The 18760-nt window shown below is 63.4% G+C and carries 16 protein-coding genes and 1 tRNA gene; 8 read left to right on the plus strand and 9 right to left on the minus strand.

The features are described 5' to 3' along the window. Positions 1-306 precede the first annotated feature (306 nt). Positions 307-1155, minus strand: coding sequence for an outer membrane beta-barrel protein (locus IVB05_RS20850; RefSeq protein WP_247786464.1), 849 nt, complete (start codon positions 1153-1155; stop codon positions 307-309). Between the two features lie 132 nt (positions 1156-1287). Continuing rightward, entirely contained in the window at positions 1288-1704 is a 417-nt protein-coding gene (locus IVB05_RS20855) for a septal ring lytic transglycosylase RlpA family protein (RefSeq protein ID WP_247786465.1), read from the minus strand. A gap of 516 nt (positions 1705-2220) precedes the next feature. On the opposite strand from IVB05_RS20855, the gene IVB05_RS20860 reads away from it, so the two are divergent. Then, entirely contained in the window at positions 2221-2520 is a 300-nt protein-coding gene (locus IVB05_RS20860) for an H-NS histone family protein (protein WP_247786816.1), read from the plus strand. A gap of 202 nt (positions 2521-2722) precedes the next feature. On the opposite strand, the gene IVB05_RS20865 is transcribed toward IVB05_RS20860, so the two are convergent. Further along, positions 2723-3031 carry a hypothetical protein gene (locus IVB05_RS20865; RefSeq protein WP_247786466.1) on the minus strand — a complete coding sequence of 103 codons (309 nt, stop codon included), beginning with the start codon at positions 3029-3031 and terminating at the stop codon, positions 2723-2725. Between the two features lie 193 nt (positions 3032-3224). On the opposite strand from IVB05_RS20865, the gene IVB05_RS20870 reads away from it, so the two are divergent. Next, the gene (locus tag IVB05_RS20870; RefSeq protein WP_247786467.1) at positions 3225-3464 is read left to right on the plus strand and encodes a hypothetical protein; all 240 of its coding nucleotides are present in this window, start codon (positions 3225-3227) and stop codon (positions 3462-3464) included. A 268-nt stretch (positions 3465-3732) separates the two neighbouring features. After that, positions 3733-4008 (plus strand): hypothetical protein, encoded by a 276-nt coding sequence (locus tag IVB05_RS20875; protein WP_247786468.1) that lies wholly within the window; start codon positions 3733-3735, stop codon positions 4006-4008. A gap of 173 nt (positions 4009-4181) precedes the next feature. Here the strand turns inward: IVB05_RS20875 and IVB05_RS20880 are convergent, their stop codons facing one another. Together IVB05_RS20880 and IVB05_RS20885 are read right to left on the minus strand one after the other, a co-directional pair. Continuing rightward, positions 4182-4451 (minus strand): DUF3551 domain-containing protein, encoded by a 270-nt coding sequence (locus tag IVB05_RS20880; RefSeq protein WP_247786469.1) that lies wholly within the window; start codon positions 4449-4451, stop codon positions 4182-4184. 304 nt (positions 4452-4755) lie between these two features. Then, a complete protein-coding gene (locus IVB05_RS20885) occupies positions 4756-5013 on the minus strand; it encodes a hypothetical protein (protein WP_247786470.1) in 258 nt (85 codons plus the stop codon). 379 nt (positions 5014-5392) lie between these two features. Between IVB05_RS20885 and IVB05_RS20890 the strand changes: the two genes are divergently transcribed. Further along, the gene (locus tag IVB05_RS20890) at positions 5393-5749 is read left to right on the plus strand and encodes an H-NS histone family protein (protein ID WP_247786471.1); all 357 of its coding nucleotides are present in this window, start codon (positions 5393-5395) and stop codon (positions 5747-5749) included. Positions 5750-6233: 484 nt separating this feature from the next. On the opposite strand, the gene IVB05_RS20895 is transcribed toward IVB05_RS20890, so the two are convergent. From IVB05_RS20895 to IVB05_RS20910, 4 genes are all read right to left on the minus strand, one after another. Beyond that, complete coding sequence (locus tag IVB05_RS20895; protein ID WP_247786472.1) at positions 6234-6485, minus strand: PepSY domain-containing protein; 252 nt, start codon at positions 6483-6485, stop codon at positions 6234-6236. A 291-nt stretch (positions 6486-6776) separates the two neighbouring features. Beyond that, positions 6777-7466: a PEPxxWA-CTERM sorting domain-containing protein gene (locus IVB05_RS20900; RefSeq protein WP_247786473.1), complete on the minus strand. Its 690-nt coding sequence runs from the start codon at positions 7464-7466 to the stop codon at positions 6777-6779. 240 nt (positions 7467-7706) lie between these two features. Then, on the minus strand, positions 7707-8324 hold the full coding sequence (locus tag IVB05_RS20905) for an outer membrane beta-barrel protein (protein ID WP_346771882.1): 618 nt from the start codon (positions 8322-8324) through the stop codon (positions 7707-7709). Then, positions 8279-8355 (minus strand) — tRNA-Arg (locus tag IVB05_RS20910). The genes IVB05_RS20905 and IVB05_RS20910 overlap by 46 nt, the downstream gene beginning before the upstream one ends. Before the next feature lie 327 nt (positions 8356-8682). Between IVB05_RS20910 and IVB05_RS20915 the strand changes: the two genes are divergently transcribed. From IVB05_RS20915 to IVB05_RS20930, 4 genes are all read left to right on the plus strand, one after another. Next, positions 8683-13893 carry an alpha-2-macroglobulin gene (locus IVB05_RS20915; RefSeq protein WP_247786475.1) on the plus strand — a complete coding sequence of 1737 codons (5211 nt, stop codon included), beginning with the start codon at positions 8683-8685 and terminating at the stop codon, positions 13891-13893. Then, positions 13890-16022, plus strand: coding sequence for a penicillin-binding protein 1C (gene pbpC / locus IVB05_RS20920; RefSeq protein WP_247786476.1), 2133 nt, complete (start codon positions 13890-13892; stop codon positions 16020-16022). Before IVB05_RS20915 ends, pbpC begins: the two co-directional genes overlap by 4 nt. Positions 16023-16100: 78 nt before the next feature. Continuing rightward, a complete protein-coding gene (locus IVB05_RS20925; protein WP_247786477.1) occupies positions 16101-17843 on the plus strand; it encodes a glycosyltransferase family 39 protein in 1743 nt (580 codons plus the stop codon). Between the two features lies 1 nt (position 17844). Next, on the plus strand, positions 17845-18690 hold the full coding sequence (locus tag IVB05_RS20930) for a phosphatase PAP2 family protein (protein ID WP_247786478.1): 846 nt from the start codon (positions 17845-17847) through the stop codon (positions 18688-18690). Positions 18691-18760: the final 70 nt, after the last annotated feature.

An 18760-nucleotide genomic window follows, 5' to 3' on the forward strand; every position in this document is an offset into this window, starting at 1 on the left:
GTTCCCTTGAAGCCCGGATGCCAGCGCCAAACATGACCGCGATCATAAAAATCGTTATGTTTCAACGGCTTTTTAAATTCTCTTTAAGTTAGAAATGAGTTCCTTATCAAGCCGCACCGCCGCGCGGCCCGAATAGCCGGGCGCCGCCCCTACACCTACCCCAGGGAGACGAGCGCTCGGCTATTGTGGGCACCTCACCAGCTTGGCCGCTTTCCGCCAGCGCACCCAGGATTGCGGCGGGCAAACGCGGCCGCGCTTCCCCGGGCTAACCGCCGGCCGCTTGCCGATCCCGCCCGGTGTTTCGGACTACCGGGCCCCCCAGCGGTAGTTCAGGCCGACGCGCAGAATGTTGTCGGTAATGTGCGAACTGTATCTGCTGGTCAGCAAGCCGCCGCTGAGACCGGTGACCGGCGTGACGAATGCACCGGTTACGTCCCCGAGATCGACATAGAGATATTCGAGCCTGGCGGTCCAGTTTCCGCTGACGACGCCCTCGATGCCGGCTCCGATCGTCCATCCGACGCGCGTGGTGGTGCTGCTCGCCGATCCCGCGACAGGCGTCAGCGTAAACACGTTGGTACCCTGCGTTCCCGTGATGTTTGTGCCGGCGACCGTGTTGGTCGTCGTGATCTCGCCATACGCCAGACCGCCGGTGACATACGCCAGCACCGTCGGGGTCACCGTGGAGCCGATGCGCCCGCGGACGGTGCCGAACCAGTTCAGCTTCTGGCTGATGTCGCTTGTAACCGGGAAAGCCGCGACGTTGAACGGCGTGGTGTCGCCGATGTGCCCGGTGGAGCAGGCGCTGTTCAGCGTCGCCACCGATGTCAGCGCGCCGCCTGCGCAAGCGGCGGCCCCGCGGCCCTTCTGGTCCGAACCCTGGAAATCGGCCTCGAGGCCGAACACCCACTTGTTGTCGAATTGCCAGTTGTAACCGAGCTGACCGCCGCCGATCACGCCGTTCATGTCGTTTCGCGTGTCCGCCGAGCTGACCGTTGTCCCCGCATCGGTGAACCAGAGCGTGCTGGCAGAGCGGCCCCAGCTGTAGCCGACATTGCCGCCGAGGTAGAACCCGGTCCAGTTATAGATGGGATTGGCGAGGGCGCCGGTTGCGCTGACGGCGAGAGCGGAAATCGCGACTGCTAGCTTCTTCATGGAAAAGCCACCAAAAAAATAGGATTGCGCGAAACCGGTCCAGACTATCGGATTCATGCGCGAACGATGTCACCTGGCAGCAACAGCCGCGCAGTTTAGCCAACAGCCTGAAGGCGAGTCAGGCTTCGCTTGCTACTCGTAGCCGGCGCGACGCACGGTGACGCGGCACAAGCCATCGCAGCCGATCTGGCGCGCGGCGCCGAGCGAGAAGTCGAGAACCCGACCGCGGGCGTAGGGGCCGCGGTCCTGCACCGGGCAGCGGATCTTCTTGCCGTTCTCGAGATTGGTGACGACGAAGATGGTGCCGAACGCTTCGGTGCGATGCGCGCAGGAGACCTCGTTGGCCTTGAAGCGCTTGCCGCGCGCGTCCCACTTGTCCTCCCAGTAGACGGAGGCTTCCTGATCGTCAGCCGGCGGCCGGGCGATCCGCCCCATCCACTTTTCCTGAAAGGTGTCGGCGCATGCGTGTGACGAGGTCAGCGCCAGAGCAAGCGCCGCAAGCCGCAGCCTGGAAGCACCGCGGCCTTCGCGGTGGCGACACCCTGCCATGACGACAACATTCTGTTGCGGGCGGGCTTAGGCCCGCCGGAGGTTCCATGCGCACGTTCCTGTTCGACTTTGGCGCTGGCGTGGCGGGGGCAGGGCGGCATTGCGCCGAATTGGGTAACCCGGATGATCTCGCACGGCGAAAATAGCGAGAATAATATGTGCTTCGCCGCCGCCGCCCGCCCGCGCAGCGAGCTCGCATACACGGGATGATGCGCGAACAGCGGATCGAAATGCGGTTGCGGTTAGGGAACCGTCAACAAGAGGCGCTTAACTTCTGGTCTTCAGGATGCCTCGCACGTAGCGCGGCCAATCTATCACCAGTTGTAAGAGGAAATTGAGGTGCGCCATCAAGAAAATTCGTTATGGTTGTGTTGTGAGACGAAGCCAACCGTCTGGAACTTTTCGGCCCGAAAGACGTTCTGAATCGGCCTTATTGTGCTCATGTTTTCTGCCAACGATGAGAGCTGCATCGAATCATGATTGGGGACGGTCGTGAACCGGAATAACTTCAAATCGATGTCCACGGATGAGTTGTGGGCACTGCACGAGGAAATCGCTTCCAGGCTTGCAGCCTCGCTGCTCGCGGAGAAGCGCGTACTCGAAAATCGCCTGAAGCAACTTAAGGGTGGCGTCGAAACTGAGCGCGAGAGTTCGTCGACAGGGAAGCGCCCATATCCAACCGTCGTTCCGAAGTTTCGGAATCCAGACCGGCCGTCCGAGACTTGGGCGGGACGAGGAAAGACGCCGCGTTGGCTTGCTGCAAAGTTGAAATCCGGCAAGCGGATCGACGACTTCCGTATCAGGCAGGTAGCATAGGAAGATTTGCAGCCGGGTCGGTTGCGGCGTGCTTGCACTTTGGCCAATCCAGGAATTGGCGACGTGGAGCCTGCGGATGCCGTGCCGACCTGCTGCGGGTCGCTAATGCGCGCGAGCTCTTGAATGCGCGCGCGTTGCTGGCTGCTCGGCTTGCAAGGCCTTCAGGCGTTTCGCCAACATCTCTGGTGATATCGCTCTGGATTCAGATACTGGCGTCCCGCTCGCACTTCAGATCACCTTGGCTTGGACCTTGGTCTGGACCTTGGCGCTCGGGATTGAGTGTCTTTTCGGCATACGCTTCCAGGGCTCTGACAATTCCCATGCGCGCAAACAGCATGGGTCCGCGATCTTCGGCGGCATCGATGAGCATCTGGACGGCAAGCCGCCATTCCTGACAATCACGTTCGGGCTGAGGAAGCTTCCTGATGTAGTCGGCGGCGTCTCGCAGGGTTTGCGCAGGCGGTCCCTCCGGGAGAGGGACAGGCTGAGCGAACGGACGATCCCAGGACATACTGAACTCCAGTCATAGACACCGAACCGCCCCAGGGCGGGAGAGACGCGCCCGAACGGTCAACCCCGCTTGGGTCGTGTTCCGGAGGAACCGGAAGCACGGGGATTCGACGCGGAGTTTTGATGTTAGTTCCATTGCCCCCGGGCTGTTTGTTCACCGTGAGCCCAATTCCCCGAGTTCCGCGCGATCAGTTTTGAAACGCAACGCCGACGAAATCGCCTTGCCGCCAGATCACGCGGCATTCGCGAACGTTGTGAAAATTGTCGAAGCTCAACTCGAAATCCAGCGGCAGCAAATTGAGGGTGTGGAGTTCGATTCCGGCCCCGGAATTCGTGACGTCCTGAACGCGGCAGGTCAAGACACCGCGCTGCGCGTCAAAGAACAGCAGCGCGTCTTTCGAGATCGTCGTCCTCGTCACAGATCGGCGTTCTAATTCCATTCGGAGCTACCAATAGTTCACGCCAGGCCCCAACAAGCAGAGGCTAGCGAATTGTGCGCAGGCGGCAATCAGGTTCGGCCTTCTTCGTAAACAATCAATTTTAATCATCGCGGAAAGTCGCGTTCCACGAGGGAGAGCCGCCGTCGTCAGGGCGGTGGAGTGGCGGCTTAGGCACAGCTCCGCCTGTTCCGCGTGCGGAACTCCAAATGGGGCTTGATGCGCCAGTGAAAGCCAGCCTCTCTTAATGCGCAGAGGGAATCATATGTACTTACGTTGGATGTGCGTGCTGGCGCTGTGTCTGGGAACATCAAGCGCCGGCTTTGCGGGTGAACAGTCGGGTGTCCTGCGTCGAATTTCGTGTCCGGTCGTGCGCTATTACGTGGCGCAATACAGTGCGTCCGCCGCCGAGCAGTGGGCCCGCAGCAAGGGCGCGAGCGATGCTGAGATCGAAGCCGCCCGGCGCTGCCTGAGGCCTGACACGACGCGAACGGCCAAAGTCCCACAGAGGCCGCTCGCGCTCGGCACTTACGGCTGGTGAATGGCTAAGCCATGAGGCGGGCGGGCAGCCCGCATGAGCGGAGCGGTATGCGGGGCAGGAAATGAAAACCCCGGATATCGCTTCCGCCTGCGCTCCTTGAGCCACGGCGGACAAGCAGCGCATCCGGGCTGCGCCTTCAGGCGGATCGGCAAGTCGTCGAAGCGAGCTGATTTTCAATACTGCTGCCGCTTGCTGCGCCCACCCTTCGGCCCGCCGTAATATGGATTGACCACGCATTGCGCGGAGCGGCCCGAAGCCGACGCCTGACACTGCGCCATCGTTCGATAGTGGCACTCGAAATAGAAGTCCGCGATGCCGCCTTGGTAGACTTGCAGGCAAACGGGATAGGCCGGATCGTAGGTCTGGGCGCGGGCGGGCAGGGCGATCGCCGCGGCCAAAATTGTCAGAGATAGTGCTGTGGCAGATGCGTGTGGCAGCTTCATCCTGAAGTCCTCCCAGACTTCCGCTTCTCAACTTCTATCGCGGTCCTCTCCCGACGAGAGAATACCAGCGCTCGCAGCTTGTTCCACCAAATAGTCCTGGATGAGGAAGTAGCCAACATGAGCCATCGGGTCGCGCGAATGCGCGCCCGATGACAGGCTCCGCAACAAGCGGGTGCAACAAACGACAGCCCCGGATGTCGCTCAGCCTGTCATCACTGTGCGAGCGCAATTGCGCTCGTTACTGGGCGCGCATTTCGAGCGACCCGTTGGCTCATCCGGGCTACGCTTAGCAGGAGCCCGCACTTCAGACTTCCCGATCCTCAAATCCATACTCTCGATAGACGGCGGCGCGGTCGGCGTGGGGGTTTAGCCGGCACTTCGCCTGGGCGAGATGCAGGTTGAGGGTCCCGGGCTGACAATTGGCTGCCAACAACTTCTTGATGTCGTCCATCTGCTGGCGTGATTGCTGGGTCGGTTCGAGTTGCTCAAGCGCGACCAGTGCCGTCGCCAGAGCTTCCGTCACGACCCATTCGTCGTGGCCGGTGATTCCCTTTTTTGGCATGACGATCCGCATCCTTTGTCAGGGCGCCGGAGCAATTTCCGGCCGGCATTATAAGCCCAAACCGCAAATCGTCACCCGTGCCGCTTCAGTTTTCTTTGGCCGATGATGCACAAGTAGTTCCTGAGCGGAGCGATGCGCGGGGCGAAGTCCCGCACCACCGGTTCCTCCGCTGCGGCCGGACGAGAAAATCAATCTATGGTTGCGCTATCGGAGTTGGGAAAGTTTCTTCGGGTCAAGCTTGCGTTGCACAACGCATAGGTCTTCCGTCGAGCCGCGACTCCATCTAACCTGATACAGAGCGCTTTGAATTGGCCTTGTTATGCTCAAATTATTGGCCAACGATGAGGGCTCAAACGTCGAATCATGATTGGGGACCGTCATGAACCGAAATGACTTCAAGTCGATGTCGACCGACGAATTGTGGGCGCTCCACGAGGAAATTGCCACCAGGCTTGCTGCGGCACTGACGGCGGAAAAGAGCGTGCTTGAAAACCGCTTGAGGCGACTCCAGCGCGGAATTGAAACTCAACACGCAACTCGCGATGCCAATGCCAAATCTTCGGATGCCAAATCGTCGACGGAGCGCCGCCCCTATCCCGCGGTCGTTCCGAAATATCGGAATCCGGAGCGGCCGTCGGAGACCTGGGCGGGACGCGGCAAGACGCCTCGCTGGCTGGCCGCACAACTAAAATCCGGCAGGCGGATCGACGATTTTCGGATCAGGCACGCAGCATAGGCGATCAGTAGCGTCGACCAGCTTCGGCTTTCTGAACCAGCTTACGCAGTGCCTGCACCTCGGCCAGCCGTCTAGCGAGCTTTGCGGCCCCTCCATGGATTGGCCTCCTTGAGGCTGACGGATGTCGTTTGGTCCTGCTGTGCGCTGCTCTCGCCGCCATCGTGGTTGCCCCTTCCTGAAGTCTCCCCACGTTCTAGGTGCGCTCTCGTCGGGTCGTCGGCTAGTGTCGGTGCGACACAGCGCGCGCGAAGATCGATCTTGGTTCCACTTTTCGGACGTGCAGTGCTATCCGCGCAACATAAGAATGGGATCGTGCATCCGCCTCTCGGGATGACTGTGCCAAGCAAGAACTGCAAACCTCAGCTCGCATGAGCGGGGCGAGATGCGGGAAACCGCGGATGTAGCTTTGCCCGTCAAGGCTATGCTGGCTCGAACGGCGGCCGGATATCGGCGGCCCGTTGGCCGCATGACCTTTTAATCCTAGTTAATCCAGATTTTTGCGCTTCAACCGCATTTGCATATCAAACTTGAGGTCATATTTCTTTCCGTCCGCACATACGGCATCGTCAACCTCAAACTGCTGATCGTCTTCGTCCATCTCGAACTTGCCGCCAGAGCACCCCTCAGCCTGAACTGCCGAGGTGAGTTTCGCGCGTTCGTCCTCCGTAACCTGGCGATCGGCGAGCGCAGGCAAGGCCGATGCGGCGAGTATTGCTATCGATGTGATCAATCGCATGAGCCGTTCCTCCTGTGGGCGCGTGTAGCGGGCGCTTCGCGCTGACCAGTCGGTTCTCTCGTTGCGTTAGGGCATTGCGGGGCCAGCACGTACAACACGAATGCCAGCGACCGCCAAACGTTCCGCAAATCCGGCCACTCGATAGTAGAAATCCAGTCGGAGTGGGAGGAGCATTCCGGGAAGGGAAGGTCCTTTCTGAAAACGGGAAAGTCCTTTCCGAAGTGAACAGGTGGGGACGCAAACAAAAAGACCGCCCGAAGGCGGTCTCTCGGTAGCTGCTGGGGTAAACGATCAGGCCACGGTAGGCGCAGCCTGCTTGCGGCGGCGATAGGTCATGTAGCCGACGCCTGCAAAGCCAAGGATCATCATGGCCCAGGTGGAAGGCTCGGGCACGGCCGACGTCAGACCCTGCGCAAGCGTTAAGTTATCGACCGTTGGCCACAGAGGACCTCCAGCGGGTTGTACGGCTGAGACGGTCAGCGATGTAATAGTACCATCGGAGACGAAGCCGACAAAGCTTGACGTCGTGGCACCAAAGATCGTGTAGGAAGTCACGCCGTAACTATCAGTCAGGCTTAGGGCGATGTCGCCAGATTGGAAGAATCCCCCCAAGTTACTGCCAAAGAAATTCGCGCCGATCGCGCTGATCGCGGTTGCGAAGTTGTAAAAGGTTATTGAGTCCGCTGCCGTGTTCGTAGACAGCCAAGGATTGGCGGACGTGCCTGCACCGAAAAAGTCAGAGGTTTCCGCCGCAGCAGAATAGCTGTACGCCCCCGCAGACCGGGCAATGGGTGATGGCGTAGAGCCATTGAGATAGAAACCCGTAAAGGTATCGACGCCGGGGGCTGTCGTCGCAGCATTGAATGCTGCTTGCGAGGTGAATACCACAGCAGCATCGGCAGTTCGAACGCCCGCCAAGGCGATAACGGCCAATAGGGCACTCGATGAAATAAATGAAGCCAACGAATATTTAAATTTCATATTTTAATCCACCCACAAATTAAATACCACGGGCGGCAGTGTTACGGTTAATTAATATGCTGTCAATCGTTGCTGAGCCGCAAACCGTCATTGGTCTCGCTTGAACTTGCGTATTCCCCAAATGGGTATCCTTGCGCTCAGGATTGAATACCCGCTCGACATGAGGGTTCAGCGAGTAGCCGGCATGAGTGCAGCGAGATGCGGGAATGGAAATCCCGGATGTCGCTCGGCTTATCCGGGCTACACTTGCTGCCACGTTTTGCCTTGCCCAAGCTGAAGCGTACGAGCTTGAGCTTTCGTTCCAGACGCGAGCGTCAGAACCGGGCGCTGATCGCGGCAGGAATTGCGTTGAAGTGATAGTTGGTGCCGAACTTCACCAGGTGCATTTCCTCGCGAATATTGCTGACCCGCTGCAGGTTTGCTGCCGATCGTCGCCGGGGGGATGTTAAGCGTCTGCACACCCGTGGTCATCACGTCCTGCGGACCGAAATTGAGATAATTGTACTCAAGCTTGGCGGACCAGTTTCCGAGGAAGGCGTACTCGGCGCCGACGCCTGCCAGGAGGCCGGTGTGAAGCGCACGTCCTTTGAAGTCGAACGCCACGCTGCCGACGCCAAGAGCCTGCTCAAAACCGAAGTGATGACTTTCGCGCGCGAGCGCGACGCCACCCTTGCCGTAGACCAGCAAGCGATCAGCGGCGACGAAGCCGACGCGCACGCTGTTGAGCGAGAGCCAGTCGACCTTGCTGGACAGATCCTGGGTTTGCGTCAGCCCGGCAAATGCCGTCGACGTGCGGCTGCCGGGAGAGGGGGTGGCGATCCCAGCAGGATTCGAACCTGCAACCCACGGAGTAGAAATCCGTTACTCTATCCAGTTGAGCTATGGGACCGTCGGGGCGGTGGCCGCTCTAGGCATCCGCCTTATAGGCTTTCCTTATCTAGCACTGCCAATATGAAAAATCCGCTTTCCCGCCAAGACGGTCGAACCGATTTCTTTGGGTTCGCGACTAAGGCAGACGGCGGGCTAAAGCCAGTGGTCCGCCCCTGATATAAAGCCAGCCGCCGGCACCCCCGCCGGGCGGTGCGGCCGGGACCGTTTGGACTGCCAGCGCCATGCATGCGACCTTTTCGCAAGCCGAATCCACTGCCATCAGTCCGTCACCTTTTCGCGCCCTTTTTGACGTTACGCGGCTGATGTCCGCGGCAAGGAGCCCATCATGATCGGTTTGGTTCGCGCCACAGTGATTTGCGCCACGCTGGCGCTTGGCCTGACGGCGGCTGGCGCCGCGGACAAGGCGTTCAAGCGCGACGAACTGGCCGATTCGGCCGTCAAGCTGGAGGCCCAGATCAAGAGCGAGGCGGGGCCGGTTGCCAAATCCTCCGCGACCCTGCGCAGCGACGCCGACGCCGCTTTCAAGCGCGCCGACTTCCGGGTGGGTTTGCAGATCCTCGGGCAGATTGCAGCCACTACGCCTGAAGACAGCGCCAACTGGCTGAAACTCGCCAAAACCATCTTCCAGATCCGTTCCGCCAGTTCCAGCGAACAGACCTTCCTGTACGAGCGCGCCTCGACCGCGGCCTACATCGCCTATCAGCGCGCCGGCAACCAGGCCGAGGAGGCCGATGCACTGGCCGTGCTGGGCCGGGCGATGTCCGAGCGCAAGCTGTGGCGTCCGGCGCTGGATGCGTTGCGGCTGTCGCTCGACATGCGCGAGGTCGCCGAGGTCCGCGGCCAGTATGAGAAGATGCGCGACCAGCATGGGTTCCGGCTTTTGGACTACACCGTCGATTCCGATGGGGCCTCGCCGCGGGCCTGCTTCCAGTTCTCCGAAGACCTCGCCAAGCGGGTCGATTTCGCGCCGTTCGTGGCGCTGGCTGGCACCGACAAGCCGGCGCTGACGAGCGAGGGCAAGCAGCTCTGCGTCGACGGGCTGAAGCATGGCGAGCGCTACAACATCAACCTGCGGGCCGGCCTGCCGTCCACGGTTAAGGAATCCTTACCGAAGTCGGCCGAATTCAACATTTATGTCCGCGACCGCAAGCCGTTCGTGCGCTTCACAGGGCGTGCCTATGTGCTGCCGCGTACCGGCCAGCGCGGCATTCCGCTGGTCAGCGTCAATACGCCGTCGGTGAACGTCAACGTATTCCGGATCGGCGACCGCAACCTGATCAACACGGTGGTGGACAGCGACTTCCAGAAGACGCTCTCCAGATACCAGCTCTCGGACTTAGGTAACGAGCGCGGCGTCAAAGTGTGGTCCGGCGAACTCGCCACCGCCAGCACGCTGAACCAGGACGTCGTGACAGCGTTCCCGGTTGACCAGGCGCTCGGCGATCTCCAGCCCGGCGTCTATGTGATGACGGCGTCCGCCAAGGGCCCCGGCAGCGGCGACGATGACGGCTCGCTGGCGACGCAATGGTTCATCGTCTCCGACATGGGCCTGACGGCGTTTTCCGGCAATGACGGCATCCATGTCTTTGTGAATTCGCTGGCTTCGACGGAGGCCGTCGCAAAGGCCGAAGTGCGGCTGGTTGCGCGCAACAACGAGATACTCGCCACCCGCAAGACCGACGATGCCGGGCATGTGCTGTTCGAGGCCGGGCTGGCGCGCGGCGAGGGCGGGCTGTCGCCGGCTTTGCTGACGGTCATGAGCGACAAGGCGGACTATGCCTTCCTCAGCCTGAAGACCAATGCCTTCGACCTCACCGACCGCGGCGTGTCGGGCCGGGTGGTGCCGGCCGGCGCCGACGCCTTCGTCTATGCCGAGCGCGGGGTCTACCGGTCGAACGAAACCGTCTACCTGACCGCGCTGCTGCGCGACGGGCAGGGCAACGCGATGGCGGGCGGGCCGCTGACGCTGTTGATCGAGCGGCCGGATGGCGTCGAATTCCGCCGCGCCGTGCTGCCGGATCAGGGCGCGGGCGGCCGCTCGATGGCTGTGCCGCTCAATTCGGCGGTCCCGACCGGGACCTGGCGGGTGCGCGCGTTTACCGACCCCAAGGGCTCGTCCGTTGGCGAAACCACCTTCATGGTCGAGGACTACATCCCCGAACGGATCGAATTCGATGTCTCGGCCAAAGAGAAGATGATCAAGGCTGAGACCGCGGTTGAACTGAAGGTCGCCGGCAAGTTCCTCTACGGCGCCCCGGCCTCGGGCCTGCAGCTCGAAGGCGACATGCTGGTCGCGCCGGCTGCCTCCGGGCGGCCGGGCTATCCCGGCTACCAGTTCGGCGTGGGGGACGACGAGACCGCCAGCAACGAGCGTACCCCGATCGAGAACCTGCCGGAGGCCGACGCCAACGGCATTGCGACCTTCCCGGTGTCGCTGGCCAAGGCGCCGACCTCGACTCGTCCGCAGGAAGCACAGATCTTCATCCGCATGGTGGAGACCGGCGGCCGCGCGGTCGAGCGCAAGCTGGTGCTGCCAGTGGCGCCGCAGGCGGCGCTGATCGGCATCAAGCCGCTGTTCGGCGAGAAGAGCGTCGCCGAGGGCGACAAGGCCGAGTTCGACGTCGTATTCGTCGGTCCCGACGGCAAGCAACTGCCGCGCGACGGCCTGCGCTACGAATTGCTGAAAATGGAATCCCGGTACCAGTGGTATCGCCAGAATTCGTCCTGGGAATATGAGCCGGTCAAGTCGACCAAGCGCGTCGCCGACGGTGACCTGACGCTGACATCAGACAAGGCGGCGCGGGTGTCGCTCGCGCCGCAGCCGGGCCGCTATCGCCTCGACGTCAAATCGACGGAAGCGGACGGTCCGGTCACGTCGGTGCAGTTCGACGTCGGCTGGTATTCCGACGGCAGCGCTGATACGCCGGATCTCCTGGAAACCTCGGTCGACAAGCCGGAATACGCTTCAGGCGACACTATGGTCGTGTCGGTCAATGCCCGCACCGCCGGCAAGCTCACCATCAACGTGCTTGGCGACCGCCTGCTGACGACGCAGACCGTCGACGTCAAGGAAGGCACCCAGCAGGTTAGGCTTACCGTCGGCAGGGACTGGGGCACGGGTGCCTATGTGCTGGCGACGCTGCGCCGTCCGCTGGACGCGGCGGCGCTGCGGATGCCCGGACGGGCGATCGGGCTAAAATGGTTCGGCATCGACAAGAAGACGCGCACGCTGCAGGTCGCGCTGTCGCCGCCGCCGCTGGTTCGGCCCGGCACGGCGCTCAAGATCCCGGTTAAACTCGGCGGGCTCAATCCCGGCGAGGACGCCAAGATCGTCGTTGCCGCAGTCGATGTCGGCATTCTCAATCTGACCAACTACAAGCCGCCGGCGCCGGATGACTACTATCTCGGCCAGCGCCGCCTGACGTCCGAAATCCGCGACCTCTATGGGCAATTGATCGACGGCATGCAGGGTACCCGCGGCCAGATCCGGACCGGCGGCGATGGCGCCGGCGCCGAACTGAAGGGCTCACCGCCCACGCAAAAGCCGCTGGCGCTCTATTCCGGTATTGTCACGGTCGGCACCGACGGCACTGCCGAAATCAGTTTCGACATTCCGGAATTCGCCGGCACCGCGCGGGTGATGGCGGTGGCGTGGAATTCGACCAAGCTCGGCCGCGCCACCATCGACGTCACGGTGCGCGATCCGGTGGTGCTGACGGCGACGCTGCCGCGCTTCCTGCTCAATGGCGACAAGGGCACGATGAGTTTCGATCTCGACAATGTCGAGGGCGCGCCCGGCGATTACAGCATCGGTGTCAGGACGTCGGGTCCGGTGAAGGTGACGGGTAATCCCACGACGACAGTCAAACTCGCGGCCAAGCAGCGGACCTCGATGTCGCTGGCGATCGATGCCGCCGGCGCCGGCACCGCCAATCTCGACGTCGACATCAAGGGCCCGAACGGGCTGACGCTGGCGCGGCACTATGCGCTCGACGTCAAGGCGGCGACGCAGGTGCTGGCGCGGCGCTCGATCCGGACATTGGCAAAAGGCGAGAGCCTGACGCTGACGTCGGACATGTTCTCCGACCTGGTGTCAGGCACCGGCAGCGTGTCGCTGTCGGTCGGCCTCTCCACCGCACTCGATGCGGCGACTATTCTGAAGGCGCTGGATCGTTATCCGCATGGCTGTTCCGAGCAGATCACCAGCCGCGCGATGCCGCTGCTCTATGTCAACGACCTGGCAGCGGGCGCGCATCTGGCGATGGATACCGCGGTCGACCAGCGCATCAAGGATGCCATCGAACGGCTGCTGGCCCGCCAAGGCTCGAACGGCTCGTTCGGCCTGTGGTCGGCCGGCGGCGACGATTCCTGGCTCGATGCCTACGTGACCGACTTCCTGACCCGCGCCCGCGAAAAGGGCTTTGCGGTGCCGGACGTGCTGTTCAAGAACGCGCTCGACCGTATCCGTAACTCGGTGGTCAACGCCAACGAGCCGGAAAAGGACGGCGGCCGCGATCTGGCCTATGGCCTCTACGTGCTCGCCCGCAATGGCGCAGCGCCGATCGGCGACTTACGCTATCTCGCCGACACCAAGCTCGCCAATCTCGCCACGCCAATCGCGAAATCACAGCTCGCAGCGGCGCTGGCCTTGGTCGGCGACAGGACGCGGGCGGAGCGGGTCTATGGCGCGGCGCTGGATGCGCTGGCGCCAAAGCCCGTGCTCGAGTTCGGTCGGGTCGATTACGGCTCGGCGCTGCGCGACGCTGCGGCGCTCGTCTCGCTCGCCAGCGAAGGCAACGCGCCGCGGGCAACGCTGACGCAGGCTGTGCAGCGGGTCGAGGTCGCGCGCGGCCTGACGCCCTACACTTCGACGCAGGAGAACGCCTGGCTGGTGCTGGCTGCACGGGCCCTGTCGAAGGAGACGCTGGCGCTGGATATCGATGGATCGTCGCTGAAAGCCGCGGTCTATCGCAGCTACAAGGCCGAGGCGGTGACTGGCAAGCCGGTCAAGATCACCAATACCGGCGATGCGCCGGTGCAGGCGGTGGTCTCGGTCTCGGGTTCGCCGGTTACCCCCGAGCCCGCTGCCTCCAACGGCTTCAAGATCGAGCGCAATTACTTCACGCTCGACGGCAAGCCGGCCGACGTCGCCAAGGCCAAGCAGAACGACCGCTTCGCCGTGGTGCTGAAGATCACCGAAGCCAAGCCGGAGTACGGGCACGTCATGGTGGCCGATTATCTGCCGGCGGGGCTTGAGATCGACAACCCGCGGCTGGTGTCGTCGGGCGGCTCCGGCACGCTGGACTGGATCGAGGACGGCGAGGAGCCGGAACATACCGAGTTCCGCGATGACCGCTTCACGGCGGCGATCGACCGCGCCAGCGACGACAAGTCGGTGTTCACGGTCGCCTACATCGTGCGCGCGGTGTCGCCGGGCAAATACGTGCTGCCGCAGGCCTATGTCGAGGACATGTACAACCCCTCGCGCTACGGCCGGACCGGCACGGGTACGGTCGAGGTGCGTCCTGCGAAATGAGTGAGACGGCACCCATAGCGCCGCCTGCGCCTCACGGAGGGCGCTGGCGGACGATCAGAAAGGCGGTGGCGATTTCGGCCGCAGCCTTCTTGATCGCGGCCACCGCCTTCTCAGCCTGGGTCGTATCGCTCGGGCCGTTGCCGCTGGAAGAGGCGCGAAAAGTCTCAACCACCATCGTCGATCGCAACGGCAAGCTGCTGCGCGCCTATGCGATGGCGGACAGCCGCTGGCGGCTGCCGGTCGATGCGAAGATCGCAGTCGACCCCGGCTATCTGAAATTGCTGCTGGCGTATGAAGACCGCAGGTTCTGGTCGCATGGCGGCGTCGATCCGCTGGCGCTCGGGCGCGCGGCGCTTCAGTTCGGTAGCAGCGGCCGCATCGTTTCCGGCGGCTCGACCATCACGATGCAACTGGCCCGGCTGATGGAGCCGCGGCGCGAGCGTTCGGTGTATGCGAAGCTGCGCCAGATGGTGCGCGCGGTCCAGCTCGAACGGCAACTGAGCAAGGACGAAATCCTCGATCTCTATCTGGCGCTGGCGCCGTTCGGCGGCAACCTCGAAGGCATCCGCGCTGCGTCCATCGGCTATTTCGGCAAGGAGCCGAAGCGGCTTTCGCTGGCGGAAGCAGCATTGCTGGTCGCGCTGCCGCAATCGCCGGAACGCCGCCGGCTCGACCGCTATCCGGAAGCCGCCCATGCCGCGCGCGACCGCGTGCTGGCGCGGATGGTCGAGGATGGCGTCGTGTCGAAAGACGATGCGGCGCAGGCGAGGGCGGTGGCGGTGCCGCGGCTGCGCAAGCCGATGCCGATCCTCGCGCCGCATTCCTCCGATGCCGCGATGGCGACGGTGAAGGATACGCCGCTGATCAAGCTCACGCTGGATTCGGCCTTGCAGAAAACGCTGGAGGCGCTGGCGCGCGACCGTGCGGTGGCGCAGGGGCCGAACATCTCGGTCGCCATCATCGCCGTCGACAATGAAAGCGGCGACGTGCTGGCCCGCGTCGGCTCATCGGATTATTTCGACGAGCGCCGCGCCGGGCAGGTCGACATGACGCGCGCGGTGCGCTCGCCGGGCTCGACGCTGAAACCGTTCATCTACGGCCTCGCCTTCGAGGACGGCTTTGTTCATCCGGAAAGCCTGATCGACGACCGTCCCATTCGCTTCGGCTCCTATGCGCCGGAAAATTTCGACATGACGTTCCAGGGCACGGTGCCGGTGCGCAAGGCGCTGCAGCTCTCGCTGAACGTGCCGGCGATTGCGCTGCTCGATCGTGTCGGCTCGAGCCGGCTGTCGTCGCGGTTGAAGCAGGCCGGCGGCAATCTGGTGCTGCCGAAGGACGAGGCGCCGGGCCTTGCGATGGGCCTTGGCGGCGTCGGCGTCACCTTGCAGGATCTGGCGCAGCTCTACACGGCGTTGGCGCGGCTTGGCGCGGCGCGTCCGTTGCGCGAGATCATGCTGGCGCAAGAAAAAGATAAAGACGATCGCGAGCCGCTGCGGCTGATGGACCAGGCCGCAGCCTGGCAGGTCGGCAACGTGCTGCTCGGAACGCCGCCGCCGGAAAACGGCGTGCACAACAGGATCGCGTTCAAGACCGGCACCAGCTACGGCTATCGCGATGCGTGGTCGGTGGGTTTCGATGGCCGCATCACGATCGGCGTGTGGGTCGGACGTCCCGACGGCGCGCCGGTGCCGGGCCTGGTCGGCCGCACTGCCGCAGCGCCAATCCTGTTCGACGCCTTTGCGCGCACCGGAAAGATCGCGGCAGCGCTGCCGAAGGCGCCGAAGGGCGCGCTGATCGCTGGCAATGCCAAGCTGCCGTTGCCGCTACGGCGCTTCCGTCCCGTCGGCGAACTGATCCGCACCGGAAACGATCAGATGCCGCGCATCCAGTTTCCGCTGAACGGCTCGCGGATCGACGTCGACCGTTCGGACGGCGGGCAGGCCGCGCCGATGCCGGTCAAGGTGGCGGGCGGCGTGCTGCCGCTGACCGTCATGCTGAACGGCGCCTCGGTCGGCGAGATCGACAGCCGCCGCCAGCGGCTGGTCGATCCGCCCGGGCCCGGTTTTGCCCGCCTGACGGTGATCGATGCGATGGGGGCGGCCGATACCGTCGTGATCCGGATACAGTGACGAAAAAGCGCCCAGCGACCACAGGTTAGGGGAATCTGTGGTGTTGTTTGCAGTGCGGTTTCATCGTATGCGAACAAGATGGTGGAAACCTTCCAACGCCCGCGCTTCGGAGCGGGCCAACAGCCTGTAAAACCAGCGCATTCCAGCCGCAGGCTGGCCGCGGCGTTCGACTTTGCGACAGCGAGCCATTTTCGCGCCATCGTGTTCCTGGTGCTCTGCGGCATCGTGCTTTTCCTGCCCGGCTTCTTCAATATTCCGGCGATCGACCGGGACGAGGCGCGGTTCGCGCAGGCGACCAAGCAGATGGTCGAGAGCGGCGACTTCGTCGACATCCGCTTCCAGGACGACGTCCGCTACAAGAAGCCGGTCGGCATCTATTGGCTACAGGCCGCCGTGGTGGAAACCGCCTCGTCGCTCGGCTTGCCGCGGGCGCAGTTGCGCATCTGGCTCTATCGGATTCCCTCCCTGATCGGCGCGATCGGCGCGGTTCTGCTGACCTACTGGGCGGCACTCGCCTTCGTTACGCGGCGCGGGGCAGCACTTGCGGCGCTGATGATGTGCAGTTCCGTCCTGCTCGGCGCCGAAGCCCGGCTCGCCAAAACGGACGCGATGCTGCTGTTGACCGTTGTCGCAGCGATGGGGGCGATGGCGCGGGTCTATCTGTCCTGGCAACGCGGCGAGGACCCGGTGCGTCCGCCCTGGGCCGCGCCCGCGATCTTCTGGACCGCGCTGGCCGGCGGAATCCTGCTCAAGGGGCCGCTGATCCTGATGTTCGTTGGCCTCACCATCCTGGCGCTCGCGATCCTCGACCGCTCGGCGGCATGGCTGTGGCGGCTGCGCCCGGTCTGGGGGCTGATGTGGACGCCGGTGCTGGTGCTGCCATGGTTCGTCGCGATCTTCTGGCGCGCGGGCGAAGCGTTCTTTTCCAATTCGCTCGGCGGCGACATGCTGAGCAAGCTCGGCGCGCAGGAATCCCATGGCGCGCCGCCCGGCCTCTATCTGCTGCTGTTCTGGGTCACGTTCTGGCCGGGCGCGGCGCTGGCGGGGATGGCGGCGCCGGCGGTATGGCGCGCGCGGCGGGAGCCCGGCGCGCAATATCTGCTGGCGTGGCTGGTCCCATCCTGGATCGTGTTCGAACTGGTGCTGACCAAGCTGCCGCATTACGTGCTGCCGCTCTATCCGGCGATTGCGATTCTGACCGCCGGCGCGCTGGAGCGCCGCGTGCTGTCGCGATCATGGTTGCGGCGCGGCGCGGCCTGGTGGTTTGTCGTTCCGGCGGGGGCATCCGTGATCGCCGTCATCGGCGCCATCAAGCTGACGCATTACCCCGCATTTCCGGCCTGGCCCTTCCTCGCGGCGGCGATGATCTCCGGACTGATCGCGTGGTGGATGTTCGAGGACAGCCGCGCCGAGCGCTCGCTGTTGAACGCGGTGGTCGCGGCGATGTTTCTGGCGATCGGAATCTACGGCATCGTCATGCCGTCGCTGACGACATTGTTTCCAAGCGCCGAGATCGCGCGCGCCCTTCGCAACGTGGTCTGCGTCGGGCCGAAAGCCGCCGCGTCGGGCTTTCACGAGCCGAGCCTGGTCTTCATGACCGGCACCGGCACGCTGCTCACCGACGGATCGGGCGCCGCCGATTTCCTGGGGCAGGGCAGTTGCCGCTTCGCGCTGGTGGAATCACGCACCGAACGCGCCTTCGTTCAGCGCGCCGAAGCCATCGGGCTGCGCTACAACGTGGCGAAGCGGATCGAGGGCTATAATATCTCGCAGGGAAAGGCGGTCTCGATCGCCATCTTCCGCTCGGAAGGCACGGAGTAAGATGGGCGCAAACTCCGTGGTTGGCGAATCCCAGAATTATGCTTCGCGCTTCGTGAAGCTGGCGTGGTTGTCGCTGGCGCAACTCGTGCGCTCGCCGTCGCATTCGCGGCGCGCCGAGGCTGCACGGCGGGCGGCGCGACACATGTTGTGGCTGTCGGCCGGTCTTGGCGCTGCAATCATCGTGCTGATGTACGCGATCGACGCGTGGGAAATCGCCCAGATGCCGAAACGCGGCACACCGTCGCTGTGGTGGGTCCGCATTCTCACCGATTTCGGCAAGGACGAATATGTGCTGGCGGTGCTGGTTATATTGCTGATTGCGGTCGCGATCGCTGCACCGGCCTTGCGCGGCATCCAGCGCTCGCTGCTGCTCGGCCTGGGAACGCGGCTGCAGTTCATTTTCTGCGCGGTCGCCGCGTCCAGTCTGGTCACCGAAGTGCTGAAATACAGCATCGGCCGCGGCCGGCCGTTTGTCGGCGGCGAGGCCAATGCCTTTCACTTCTCGCACTTCGCGGGCAACCCGGCCTATTACAGTTTTCCTTCCGGCCACGCCACGACCGCGTTTGCGCTCGCCTTCGCCGTGTCGGTCGTCTGGCCCCAGGCGCGCCATGCGATGGCCGTCTATGCCCTGATCATTGCGGCGACCCGTCTGGTATTGCTGGCCCATCATCCGAGCGACGTCGTGGCCGGCGCGATGGTCGGCATCATCGGTGCGATGTTCGTGCGATACTGGTTTGCGGCCCGGCGGCTCGGATTTGCGATCCAGCGCGACGGTAGCATCGTGTCCCTTGTCGGGCCCTCGTCCGGGCGCCTCAAAAGGGTTGCCCGCGGCGCTTTCGCCCCATAAAAGCGGACGCCGCCTGACGGCCCAATACGCCCGGTTCCGGGTTCTCCCAAACCAACCAGACGAGTGCCGA

The sequence above is a fragment of the Bradyrhizobium sp. 170 genome, assembly GCF_023101085.1.
Taxonomy (GTDB): domain Bacteria; phylum Pseudomonadota; class Alphaproteobacteria; order Rhizobiales; family Xanthobacteraceae; genus Bradyrhizobium.

Excerpts from the sequence above, each read along its gene's own strand:
- IVB05_RS20850 (WP_247786464.1), bottom strand. The coding sequence starts at position 1,155 with ATGAAGAAGCTAGCAGTCGCGATTTCCGCTCTCGCCGTCAGCGCAACC.
- IVB05_RS20855 (WP_247786465.1), bottom strand. The coding sequence starts at position 1,704 with ATGGCAGGGTGTCGCCACCGCGAAGGCCGCGGTGCTTCCAGGCTGCGG.
- IVB05_RS20860 (WP_247786816.1), top strand. The coding sequence starts at position 2,221 with ATGTCCACGGATGAGTTGTGGGCACTGCACGAGGAAATCGCTTCCAGG.
- IVB05_RS20865 (WP_247786466.1), bottom strand. The coding sequence starts at position 3,031 with ATGTCCTGGGATCGTCCGTTCGCTCAGCCTGTCCCTCTCCCGGAGGGA.
- IVB05_RS20875 (WP_247786468.1), top strand. The coding sequence starts at position 3,733 with ATGTACTTACGTTGGATGTGCGTGCTGGCGCTGTGTCTGGGAACATCA.
- IVB05_RS20880 (WP_247786469.1), bottom strand. The coding sequence starts at position 4,451 with ATGAAGCTGCCACACGCATCTGCCACAGCACTATCTCTGACAATTTTG.
- IVB05_RS20885 (WP_247786470.1), bottom strand. The coding sequence starts at position 5,013 with ATGCCAAAAAAGGGAATCACCGGCCACGACGAATGGGTCGTGACGGAA.
- IVB05_RS20890 (WP_247786471.1), top strand. The coding sequence starts at position 5,393 with ATGAACCGAAATGACTTCAAGTCGATGTCGACCGACGAATTGTGGGCG.
- IVB05_RS20895 (WP_247786472.1), bottom strand. The coding sequence starts at position 6,485 with ATGCGATTGATCACATCGATAGCAATACTCGCCGCATCGGCCTTGCCT.
- IVB05_RS20900 (WP_247786473.1), bottom strand. The coding sequence starts at position 7,466 with ATGAAATTTAAATATTCGTTGGCTTCATTTATTTCATCGAGTGCCCTA.
- IVB05_RS20915 (WP_247786475.1), top strand. The coding sequence starts at position 8,683 with ATGATCGGTTTGGTTCGCGCCACAGTGATTTGCGCCACGCTGGCGCTT.
- pbpC (WP_247786476.1), top strand. The coding sequence starts at position 13,890 with ATGAGTGAGACGGCACCCATAGCGCCGCCTGCGCCTCACGGAGGGCGC.
- IVB05_RS20925 (WP_247786477.1), top strand. The coding sequence starts at position 16,101 with ATGGTGGAAACCTTCCAACGCCCGCGCTTCGGAGCGGGCCAACAGCCT.
- IVB05_RS20930 (WP_247786478.1), top strand. The coding sequence starts at position 17,845 with ATGGGCGCAAACTCCGTGGTTGGCGAATCCCAGAATTATGCTTCGCGC.